Annotated in this window: 12 protein-coding genes; 5 read left to right on the top strand and 7 right to left on the bottom strand. The window is 47.9% G+C overall.

The features are described 5' to 3' along the window. Positions 1 to 123: 123 nt before the first annotated feature. Both LIO98_RS13060 and LIO98_RS13065 read right to left on the bottom strand, forming a co-directional pair. Entirely contained in the window at positions 124 to 1380 is a 1257-nt protein-coding gene (locus LIO98_RS13060; protein WP_291957992.1) for an outer membrane protein transport protein, read from the bottom strand. A gap of 25 nt (positions 1381 to 1405) precedes the next feature. Beyond that, positions 1406 to 1864: an Rrf2 family transcriptional regulator gene (locus LIO98_RS13065; RefSeq protein WP_291957993.1), complete on the bottom strand. Its 459-nt coding sequence runs from the start codon at positions 1862 to 1864 to the stop codon at positions 1406 to 1408. 341 nt (positions 1865 to 2205) lie between these two features. Between LIO98_RS13065 and LIO98_RS13070 the strand changes: the two genes are divergently transcribed. From LIO98_RS13070 to LIO98_RS13085, 4 genes are all read left to right on the top strand, one after another. After that, positions 2206 to 2502, top strand: coding sequence for a hypothetical protein (locus tag LIO98_RS13070; protein WP_291957995.1), 297 nt, complete (start codon positions 2206 to 2208; stop codon positions 2500 to 2502). A 163-nt stretch (positions 2503 to 2665) separates the two neighbouring features. Beyond that, entirely contained in the window at positions 2666 to 3121 is a 456-nt protein-coding gene (locus LIO98_RS13075; protein WP_291957997.1) for a hypothetical protein, read from the top strand. Next, complete coding sequence (locus tag LIO98_RS13080) at positions 3118 to 3456, top strand: hypothetical protein (protein ID WP_291958000.1); 339 nt, start codon at positions 3118 to 3120, stop codon at positions 3454 to 3456. Before LIO98_RS13075 ends, LIO98_RS13080 begins: the two co-directional genes overlap by 4 nt. Then, complete coding sequence (locus LIO98_RS13085) at positions 3453 to 6083, top strand: hypothetical protein (protein ID WP_291958003.1); 2631 nt, start codon at positions 3453 to 3455, stop codon at positions 6081 to 6083. The genes LIO98_RS13080 and LIO98_RS13085 overlap by 4 nt, the downstream gene beginning before the upstream one ends. 179 nt (positions 6084 to 6262) lie before the next feature. Here the strand turns inward: LIO98_RS13085 and LIO98_RS13090 are convergent, their stop codons facing one another. Together LIO98_RS13090 and LIO98_RS13095 are read right to left on the bottom strand one after the other, a co-directional pair. Beyond that, positions 6263 to 6589 carry a prepilin-type N-terminal cleavage/methylation domain-containing protein gene (locus tag LIO98_RS13090; RefSeq protein WP_291958005.1) on the bottom strand — a complete coding sequence of 109 codons (327 nt, stop codon included), beginning with the start codon at positions 6587 to 6589 and terminating at the stop codon, positions 6263 to 6265. Positions 6590 to 6931: 342 nt separating this feature from the next. After that, the gene (locus LIO98_RS13095) at positions 6932 to 7312 is read right to left on the bottom strand and encodes a hypothetical protein (RefSeq protein WP_291958008.1); all 381 of its coding nucleotides are present in this window, start codon (positions 7310 to 7312) and stop codon (positions 6932 to 6934) included. 278 nt (positions 7313 to 7590) lie between these two features. Between LIO98_RS13095 and LIO98_RS13100 the strand changes: the two genes are divergently transcribed. Continuing rightward, the gene (locus LIO98_RS13100) at positions 7591 to 8928 is read left to right on the top strand and encodes a sodium-dependent transporter (protein WP_291958012.1); all 1338 of its coding nucleotides are present in this window, start codon (positions 7591 to 7593) and stop codon (positions 8926 to 8928) included. A 62-nt stretch (positions 8929 to 8990) separates the two neighbouring features. On the opposite strand, the gene LIO98_RS13105 is transcribed toward LIO98_RS13100, so the two are convergent. The 3 genes from LIO98_RS13105 to LIO98_RS13115 form a co-directional block, all read right to left on the bottom strand. Beyond that, entirely contained in the window at positions 8991 to 9887 is an 897-nt protein-coding gene (locus tag LIO98_RS13105) for a Fic family protein (RefSeq protein WP_291958021.1), read from the bottom strand. Positions 9888 to 10238: 351 nt separating this feature from the next. Then, complete coding sequence (locus tag LIO98_RS13110) at positions 10239 to 11099, bottom strand: prepilin-type N-terminal cleavage/methylation domain-containing protein (protein WP_291958015.1); 861 nt, start codon at positions 11097 to 11099, stop codon at positions 10239 to 10241. 50 nt (positions 11100 to 11149) lie between these two features. Beyond that, positions 11150 to 11337: hypothetical protein (locus LIO98_RS13115; RefSeq protein WP_291958018.1), on the bottom strand; the 188-nt coding region annotated here is incomplete at its 5' end.

The raw sequence follows: 11337 nt of genomic DNA on the forward strand, positions 1-11337 counted from the left end.
GCGATAAATAATAATTTAAAGATTCCTTTCAATCTTCTGTGTTACATGTGCGAAGACAGTCAAGAAGAGAGCCTCCGTCTCTGCGGAGGCTCTCTTCTTGACTATGAGTGCGAATTTAATAAATTACTTGAGCTTAACAGTGTAACCGATTGATAGCACCTGCGTGAGGCCGTCGTGGATGTGAGCGGAGGAGAAATCCATACCTTTTGCTTCTCCAGGTAAGTGAGACTGCACGTCTCTGTTACCAGCCCAAATTGCAGTGTAGGCAAAGGAGAGTTCGCTCGTTTCGTTCGGACGGTACTTAAATCCGATGCTTCCGCGGTGGCGGTCGCCGGTGGGTACAGTGAAGTCCATATACTGATCTGGTACAGGACTTTCGTCATAGACGTAGCCGCCGAGAATGCTCCATTTCTGGCTCAGCTTATGTTCGATACCGATACCGATACGCCAGGCGGCGCTCCAGTCCTTTGGGTTAGGAGATACAGAAATCGGGCCATTATCAAAAGTGAGATTAAGTGCATTATATGTTTTCCAATTCGTCCACGTAGCATTAAGCTCCATACGTGTTCTATCGTTGAATTTATGACCTAAACCTATCGAAAGTGAGTCAGGAAGTGTTACGGTACCATGGGCTTCTGTGTTAAAAGAACCAATTGAAGCATCCGCATCCATTGTATGCTTAACTCTGGCTCGATAAACAACTGCTGCAGATGTTTGGGGTGTAAAATCATACATCAAAGATGCTACCCAACCAATATTAACACTGTCTCCGTCGATATCTACGCGAGGAAACGCAAGATCTTGAATAGGCGCATCTTTTTTCATGCGAAGCTGTATATAATTGATATCAAGTCCCACCGCCGCGGAGAGCTTGTCGTTGATTTTAAAGGCATAGGTGGGCTGTAAGGTCACACCCTTGACTCCAGTATATACTGTGTCGAATCTTCCGGGCCAGAGGTCGTCGTATTCAATCTGGTTGCCATAACGGGCAAAGAAGGCCACGCCCCACCAGGAGTTCTTCCCCGCCTTCTGCGCGTAATACATATAGGGTATTATCGCCGGGCTATATGAATTATCCCATTCGTTAGAGTTACCGTAATTGAGAGGTTGTCTAGCCGTAAATTTATCAAAAGTTACCGACGTTGCAGGATTCACCCAGGCTGTGCCGATACTGAGATAACTGCCGTTGAGCTTCGTTATCTGCGCGGGGTTGTAGGCGAGCACCGCTGGGTCATTCTCACCGAACATATAGTTGTCGCCCATCGCCGTACCGGCGGCGCTCCACTCGTAGACGCTGAATCCTTCGGCAAATGCCGCGGCGGAGATCGAAAGCGCCAGCAGCGTCAGCATTAATACCGCAATCAATTTTTTCCTCTTCAATGAACACAATCCTTCCATAAGAAAATTAATTAATATGTCCGAAGCCTGGGTGCTTCTGCCCCAAACTCGGGGTGATAACCGAGATTTCAATGCTCACATCCGTGCCGTGTAAATAATAGGAGGTGAAATCGGCCAGCGTGCGCGATTCGAGGTAGCGGAAAAAGGCCCGCGACAGTTCGTCCATCATGTCGCCGATAAAGCACTTCTTCCCGCGGCAGCCATCGAGACGGCAGCCGCGCGATTCAAACGGGCCGCCAAGCAATTCAAAGATAGGATAAAGAGGCGTCTCGGAGGGGACGCAGTTAAGCCGGTAACCTCCGCCCGGCCCGCGGACAGACTTTACCAGGCCGCCCTTGTTGAGGCGCTGTAAAACTTTTGAAAGATGCGGCTCAGAGGTCCCGATCGCCGCCGCCACCTGCTGCGTGGTAAGGCATTCATCCGGCGCCTTGGCAAGCTCGCCAAGCGCGTGAAGCCCTAAAAGCAACGGTTCCGGCAGATCTACTATTGGATTCAGCTTCGATTTCCCCTTTCCTAAAAGCTATAATGGAATACTGGATATTTTATTCCACTTATATTAACGGGTCAAGTAGTGATTATAAAGTCATAAGAAAAAATTTTATACATAATAAATGGCAAAAAACAAAAATGCCGCCGACTGGCTTCACGGGCTGCCTTATGTTCATTAAAAGACCTGATGAGTTTGTCCTGATTGGGCATCTCACCCATGAGTCTTGGCGGAAAATGTGAGATAATATCCCAAATATCGCCAAACGCCGCGCCCGTACAGCCACGCGGCACCGATGGCTTTTAGCGGAGGCGTCGAGAATGTTTTGGAACAACCTATTAGAGACGGCTATGCTGTTATGCTTCGCCGCCGCCTGGCCGGCTTCGATATACAAATCATGGGTCAGCCGCACAAGGAAGGGCAAAAGCCTCGTATTCATGCTGATAGTTCTGGTCGGATACATGGCGGGAATCGCAAAGGTGCTTGTCAGCCACAGCACGATATACATGCTCATTCCTTACACGGTCAACACCACGCTCGTCGCCTGCGACCTTGTGCTATATTACAGAAACTACCGCATCGACGAGGGACTGCCGCATATCTTCGGAGAGCATTAATTTAAAAAGCTGCGGCGATATATTACGCCGCGGTATTTTACCGGGATCAACGCTGTTACCATAAACAAGCAACAAAAACAAGGGGCAACCACCTAAAATACTCTTGTTCTGCCCGCAGTAACACTATATACTATGCGAAGAATTTGGAGGCGGTACTATGTCCATGTGGAAAACATCCGGGCCGCGCCATCGCGGAGCGGCGCTGCTTATAATAGTATTGATAGGCTTTATCCTGCTTTTCATCATCAGCGGGATCGCCGTCAGCATCGCGTGGAAAACAATGAGAGTCGAGGGCTGGCAAACGCAAAATATTGAACGGCGCCGGCTGGACTACATCGCCCGCACCGCCGCCAACCTTGTCGTAGAGGAGATAAGCAACGACAAAGGGGTGACCTCCTTTGACAAATCTCTCAATATCAGCGACGGCATATCGGCGGATAAAAAACTTATCTTCGACGATCCACAAAAGACATATCTTACGCTCAGTATAAAGGGCAGCAACAGCTACTGTACAATAACGTCCGTGGTCTCTACCGATAATGGTAAGAAAGTTACGGTCTCGGCGAATATGGTAAAAAGCGGCGACACCTACATAACGACATGGAGGAACGGCAAATGAGACGCTCAGGAAGCATCCTGACGGAAATCCTAGTGGCGATCATCATCTTTACAGTCGGCCTGATGGCGGTCGCCGGCACGATAATGTTCAGCATGAGGATCATAATGAACTCGGCCCAGACGACGCTTCGCGAGCAGGCGCTGTTCAATGACGCGGAGAATTTTCTTGCCGAGCGCATTCTGGAAAACGCCGGCACTCCCAGTTCGCCCGCTGAATTTGTTGAAAACGGCAGTATCGTCATCGGCGACAAAACATTAAACTATTCGCTCTACCGTTATCGCCTCAATGATAAAAAGGGAAGCGAAATGTATGTCATCAAGAGGGAAAACTCATGAAGAATAAAAAATTGGCGGCCTTCACGCTTGTCGAGGCTCTGATAGGCGTCATCATCATGATGATCGTCATTGGCGGGATCGCCCTTTCCATCAAGATGGGGATAGACATGTACGGCAGGGCCGAGGCCCACAGCGAACTGATCAACGGCATGCGCTTCACGCTTGATTCCTTTAATCGGGAAATATCCCCGATGCTGGACGTCACCAGAGAGGTGGAGATACTCTCCACCGACATCTCAAATATCCCCAGCGTTTCGGACGACAATCACTACATATACCTTGAAAATGGCTCCCTCACGCACCGCAGCAGCAGCGGCGACGAGATCCTGACCGGCTCGGAGTACATCGACCGCGTGGCCTTCTCCTACCCCACGGACACGAAGGAGACCGGCGAGAACTACACGCTGAGGATGGACCTTACGGCAAAGCATGAGAGATACGGCAACACGGAATATAATACGACGCTGGAGAAGGCGATGTACAATCTCCCGAGCAAGAGGGGAGATAATGGCAATATATTAAGGTTTAAATACAGCGACGCCGTGGATGTAAATGTGATAAACATCAAGCATTATAGGAAAAATAACAACACCCCTGAAAACAATGTAATCGATGTCAGCAACCTAATCGATATCAGCAACAGTACAGATATAAAAGGCATCACTATAATAGTAAGCTATGACTTGACCATTGACGGTACCGTAAACGAGCCATATGAAGATGTATCTCTAGTGGAATACTTTATATCCAGCAGCCAGGAGGCAAGCTTAGACATTTCAAACGAAGAACCAAGTGACGAAGAAGACTCAAGTGGATTTAAGGGAAAACATTACTGGCAGTTGCTGGATAAATCTGAAATAGAAATTCAAACTGGATTAGAAATAGGAACAAGCGGAGATTTAAAAACAACATATGGCAGTGGTGGAAAATACCAATGGAGTTTCGGAACAATAAGAAGCAGAGTAACGCCCCGCATCGCGGACTTGAGCGGCAATATCCTTGCCGAAGGCGCCCCGGTATGGGGACCTTATACTACCATAATAGATAGAAGAGATGACGGCACACCTTTACTGCATGATAATTGGAGCGAGGCTATTCGACATGCAATTATGAATGGTTGGGAACAAACGAAGGGGTTTATAACAGGTATTAGCGATGTAAGTTACACCATTGATACAGATACCGGCCATAATATCATTCGGTTCAACGCAAACGGCAATAATAATAGCACAGTATTTGCAGAAGCTGATCTCAAGTATATGAAACGTGAAAGAAATCTTCAGCGTGAGAAATGCGGAGCGGCATATACAAACATTACCAACTATTCATTAATAGTAGATGCACAGATAAAAGAGACGTCCGGCTATGGGATACTGATAAATGGGAGAATATTAAACCCTCCTGATGATGGCAAAAATATACAGGACAACGGGTATGTTTTCCAGTATGACCGAGCCAGGACAACTTTCCCTGTCAGGATATTTGGAAATGGGCGACAGGGCGGCGGATCAGGAATAAACGACTATTATTTCGGAGCACAGCCTGAATTTAATAATTTTTTATCAGGCTACGACAGCCTGAACTCAGCTTCGGAATATGTTCCAAGGTCGCTGCAAAATAATGCATTCCGTATGCATGAAACCAGGAGTGATTTTTTCAATAAACGTCAAAGGGTACTATATACTATACTGGAGTATTATTACCCTTACATAGAAAATCCGGACAAAATTGGAGAGTATATCAACGACCCAGATGCCAAGAAAAAACCACATTATATAGTGCGTATGAGGACTTTAAAGACCGGTGAAGAGGTAGACGAAATATTAAAAAAGATGAGTCCTGAAAAACAAGCCCAAGATCCTTGGCATATCGGCAAAGAATTCTATAACTCGGAGCCTATATGGTATGGTGATTTTGTAGGAGCATCGCCCGCAATATCAGGAGACAAATATATTTTTGAAGTAAAAAATTTCAGTGAAAAACATAACAACACAAAAATAGAATTCACGAGGCCTGTTTCTGGTGAGATCGATCTGCGACGTAATCGGAATGTATTCAGATTAGACGATGCTAAAAGTGGAAAAGAAGCTTCGTCCGTTGTGAGGGGATATGACCTTAATATAAGGGAGCATTTATACAAAAAATGGCCGCGCACAGGCACATGGGATACTAATAATTACAATAAAGAAACATTGGATAAAATTTATACTTCAGATGGCAAACGTTATATCGGAATCAGGATTTGGAATTCTAAAAATGAGGAAGCCGGTGTTACCATCTATGAGATAAACATGGCACCTGGTTTCTGTGATTCCGAACTAAAAGCGCTTCTGCCAAAAGGAGCGCGCATCTATGAGACCAAAGAGGCGTATAGCAACGGCGATTGGGATAAGCTCAGCGAGGAAGACAAAAATGATAAATTTAGCTGGAAAAATGGCACAGATGAGAATCTGAATGGTAAGGTATTAGAAAAATCTTCTTTTAGACTAACAGGAACATTAGCATCTGACGGCGAAGGGAATGACAAAGACACAAAAGAAGAAGACAGAAACATCGGCATCATGGACATTCGCCACACTTGGCCGCTGGACAAGTGTAAGTGTCCGCTCTGTAAACTGTTCAAATAGATACCGCCTGCTAGACGAAAACAAAAACAGAGTCCCTCACTCCAACCGGAGAGGGGGCTCTATTTTTTGCTCCTAAGACGCCGCGCAGGACAATGACCGTCGTCCAAATATTAAGGGATGAGAGTTGCCATCGGAGACAAAGGCCATTATCTTATCGGACGGCCCAGCCGCCTCCTGTGTTATTTATGTACGCTGCACTCAACATTGCCGTCGGCGTCACTGTCGCTGTAAACGCCGCCGGAGGGGCATGTCGCGTCGTTATTCGATATCTGGTCGTGATACTTGGCGTTTATAAATTCCTGCAATGTCTCGTTCGACGAATGGGCGAACTTATATATAGACCAGCCCGTCTTTATCGCTTCGCGGTTCCCCAGGCAGGCCGCCTCCTTCGCCTTTTTATCCGAACCGCCCACACTCAGCAATAATCCGCCCGCAAGCACCCCGATTATAATTATCACTATCAGCAGTTCGACAAGCGTGAATCCGGTGCTCTTTTTAATTTTCATCGTCAGTACCCTCTTTATTCAGTAGTCATCTATATCCGCCACGATTATAGAATATTTGGCGCTAGGGAGCAAACCAACCATAGGATAATCGAATAAAACGCTTCAGTAAATAAGACTTGGCAATTCCTTGGACCCCACATATGAATGCCGCGAAGGATTAATTTATCTTTCGTTGCTTTACTCGGTATTTAGCGGCTTAATAGTTTTGTGCCGGAGAGGAGTCGCGTCAGTTTCTATAATCGCGCTGATCAACGCATTTATCGTAGTCGTTTTTTGAAAGGCGGATCCAGTCCGTACCGTCAATGCCTCTTTTAAAATCAGGGTGGTCCGGCAGTACAGAGGCTATCTTGATCCATCCATGCGGGCTGCCCTGACAAGGTCAAGCGCGATACGGATGTCGACTCCCTTTTCACTAGGGACACCGGAATTATAATGGAGCGGCGTCGTAAAGACATCGACGCGCGTGTCCTGCGCCTTATGGGAGGCAAGCTTTTTTGTCCAGAAGTTGTGCCAGAACGGCGATTTTTTTGAATCATGAATTCCCGTGTAAAGATGGATTTCTGTCAGCTTCCAGCCACTGTGCCGCGTGATTACAAGGCGCGAAAGTTCTACAGGGTCAAAGTTCGGGAAGCTATAACCCCATGCGGATTTTGACGAAAGGAAAAGATTTTGTAGATCAAAAAATGTTACGGCTCTTTTTATAGGCGGTTCGACATATGGCATCTAAGTTCCTCCCGTCTAAAAAATAACCCTCTTGGAGATACTGCGACGGGTACACCCGACACCTCCAAGAGGGAGAACATACCTACATTATATTCACACCCAGAGATGTTGTCAATAATGTTCTGGTTTTCATAATTTTAGCATAATAAAGCTTTATTTTTATCTCTTTTTTATATGATGTTGATTTCTTTCGCGATATGCGCTATGTTTTTTGTAATTTACTGCACAGTGATGATACAATGAACCCGCAGCAGAGAGATAATATAGGAGGCATTATGATGATAGACGAGAAGAAGCGAGAGTCTTTCGGGAGCCGTATCGGGTTTGTCCTCGCGGCGGCCGGGTCTGCGGTGGGGCTCGGCAATCTGTGGAAGTTCCCCTATATTGCGGGGAAGAACGGCGGTGCGGCCTTTCTCTTTATTTATATCGTGATAATAGTCTGCATCGGCGTCACCGCGATGATGGCGGAGGTGCTCATCGGGCGCATGGGTAGGCTCAACGCGGCCGATACCTTTGAAAAGCTCGGCGGTAAAAAATGGAAACCCGTCGGACTGGCGGGGATATTATGCACCTTCATCATTCTTTCATATTATTCGGTGATCGGCGGCTGGATCGTAAAGTATTTTTTCATGTCATTCACCGACCTAATAGAATATGCCGGCGCGGGAAAGACGGGAGAGATCTTCGGAGCCTTTGTCTCAAATCCATCCCAGGTCATTTTCTATCAGGGGGTATTCATGCTCGTCACGGCGCTTGTCGTATTATTCGGGATAAAGGGCGGTATCGAACGAAGCTGTAAGATCATGATGCCGATGCTTTTTTTGGCGATGATTGTTCTCATCATCCGCGCGGTGACGCTGCCGGGGGCGATGTCAGGAATAGAGTTCTATCTGAAACCCGATTTTTCCAAGGTAACCTCCGAAACTTGGCTCGCGGCTCTGGGACAGGGCTTTTTCTCGCTCTCGCTCGGAGCGGGCGCGATCATGATCTACGGCAGTTATCTGCCTAAGACGGAGAATATCGTCTCTTCGGTGAAACAGATCTGTTTCATTGACACGGCGGTCGCCTTTCTCGCGGGATTGATGATCTTCCCCGCCGTCTTCGCCTTCGGCGCGGAGCCGGCGGCCGGCCCGGGACTAACCTTCATCACCGTGCCCACTCTCTTCGCTAAGATGAGCGGCGGCGTAGTTTTCGCGGTAATATTTTTCCTGCTCTTCTTCGTCGCGGCGCTGACATCTTCGATATCGCTGCTTGAGTGCTCGACGGGATATTTCGTCGATCACGGCATGGACAGGAAGCTGGCGACGCTGATAACGGCGGCGCTGATATTTCTCACCGGCATTCCCTCCGCCTACTCGCTCTCCGGCGGACTCAAGATCGGCAGCCGCGACTTCATCGACGCCGCCGGTTATCTGACGGACAGCATCATGATGCCCCTCTGCTCGATGTTCTGCTGTATCTTCGTCGGCTGGGTCCTTAACAGGGAGCTCGTGAAACGCGAAGCGACAAGCGATGGCAAGATCGGCTTCGGCTCTTTCAATATCTGGATGATGATGGTTAAGTTCGCCGCCCCCGCCGCGATTTTAGTGATCTTCTTTACGGGGCTTAAGTGGTAGGGTAAAGCACGGATAGTATTCGGTAATGATAAAGCGCGGCGTTTCTATTGAAGCGCCGCACTTTATTTTTTATAAGGTATTCGGAAGTAATCCAGCACCTCTTTGAAGCTGTCCTGCGCGGTCAGACAGGTGTCTATCAGATATCCCCGTTCATTGTCCCATTCGCGTATCCCACGATAATAGAATATTTTAAGCTCTTCGTTTATGATAAACGGCACGATATTATTTCTGAGACATTCTTTGAAAAGAATGAGCCGCCCGACGCGCCCGTTGCCGTCCTGAAACGGATGGACGGCCTCAAAGCGCACATGAAAGTCAATGAGCTCCGCCAACGTTTTTTTCTCGGTGCTGTTGTAAGAGGCCAGCAGTTCGCGCATCCGCCCTGGAACCTCTTCGGGAGCGGCGGTCCCGCGTCCGCCGACCTCGTTCGGCATCCGCTTGTACTTTCCGACGGCGAACCAGCCCTTACGGCTGCCGCTGGTTCCGCTTTTCAGCGCGGCATGAAGTTCGAGGATGAAAGACTCGCTCAGCGGGCGCGCCGCATTGTCGATTATCATATCGATGCAGCGAAAATGGTTGGCCGTCTCCACCACGTCATCCAAGTTCACGGCCTGATCCGAAACGCCAATAGTATTGGTTTCAAAAATATATCGCGTCTGGTCATGAGTGAGCCGGCTGCCCTCGATGTGGTTGGAGTTATAGGTCAGGTCGACCTGCACCTTATGATAAATACCACCGGAAAGCCCGCTCTCTTTTTCACGCCGCAAATATTCCAGCAGCGTGGCCGGTGCCTTCCGCGCCTTGGGAATTCTGGAGGGCTTCTCCGCCGTCTCGGGAATGTTCCATGTCTTTCCGGTCAAAAAAGCCTCGGGGACACGTCCCTGCGCACAGTAGCCGCGCACGGCACGTTCGGAGATTTTCCATTTTTTGGCTGTATCGGCAGAAGAGAGGAATTTCATAACCGCCACCCCATTTCCTTCTCCTGTATTATATGCCGTTATCGGAAATTTATCATCTAAATTAGTACCAAAAGCTCATATATTTATTGCCGGTAACGGTACGGCGTCGTAACCACAAAAAAGCACGGCGTTCCTGTAAAAGCTGTCATGCCGTGTGCGACGCGGTATCTCGCCTCTTAAGGTTATGCGCAATTAGTAAAAAAAACAGAACCACCGGCAGAGAGGACTTGGTTCACACTGTCTGGGAAAAAACAGCATAGACGGCGCTATTTATAGGAGCACCGCCTATGCTATATTTGCATTAACATCTGCTAATATGACGAAATACAGGCAAAGACAAGGATCTTGTTCTTACGGGACCGGCTGCCAGCCATCAGCCTCATTTATATTGCCGTTTTGATCAAGAAATTTTATTCTGCTTAAAGCATCTGCAGCTGAACCGTCCTGAAAAATGGCCGACACTCCTACAGACACGACTTTACCATTCGCATCAACCTTTTGATACCACTGGCCATTGTAGTAAATAGCTTTGGCGCTCCAACCGGTGACAGCATTTTTATCGCCATTGGCAAAATATATAACCTCGCCGTTGCCGTTTAAGAAATGCGGATGAACATAGAGGGAATCATCCTTTTCCCATTTAGGCCAGCCCCCCATTTTTTCCAATAAAGCATCGCTTATGTTGGTATTTACGGAGCCGCCGATGTTTACGCCATCACCCAGTAATTTGTTGATTGCATCCTGTTTTGCGGAACCATTGAGCTTTAATATTTTATTTATAGCGTCGGCAAAGAGACGGAGCCTCGCCCAACCATAAAGGTCTTCCCCTTCATGCCCCTGTATGGTACACATTATCCCCAGTTTCCCGTCGCCTTCATCGCTTTCCGTAATGATATAGACGCCGCCAGCCTGGCATATTCCATCATACGTAGCCATCACGTCGTCGGAGGTCAGTGCATTTCCTTTGGTAAACTGCCTCATCGCCCTTTCCAAAGCGACTCCAAAGGAGCCCCCCTGTTCCGCGCGCTCCACATAGTATGCGCTCTTTATCGTACGCCGATCGCCTAAGCAGGCCGTTCTTTCCGCCGTCTCGGTCGAAGAGCCGAAGCTCAGCGCCATGAGGCCAGCGAGTATCCCGATTATGATTACGGTAATCAATACCTCCACGAGGGTAAAGGCGCTGTTTTTTTCATATTTTTTATTTTCCGTCACGATAATCACCCACTTTTAGTGTGAGTATTATATCAGAAACTTAAAAATTTTCACCCGTGTGAAAATATTATCTTATGACAAGACTTTTTATATATTATGGCATCCACAGGGATTTGACAAACTTCCCATATCGCGGCCTTGGAGCTGCCTGCTTTGCCGGAGGTCAGTTCGCTGCCGTTGAGGTTGTGGTTTCTCGCTTCGTGAGGAATCTTCACCGCCGCAAAGCCGTCAAGCTCCG

The organism is Cloacibacillus sp. (genome assembly GCF_020860125.1).
GTDB lineage: Bacteria > Synergistota > Synergistia > Synergistales > Synergistaceae > Cloacibacillus.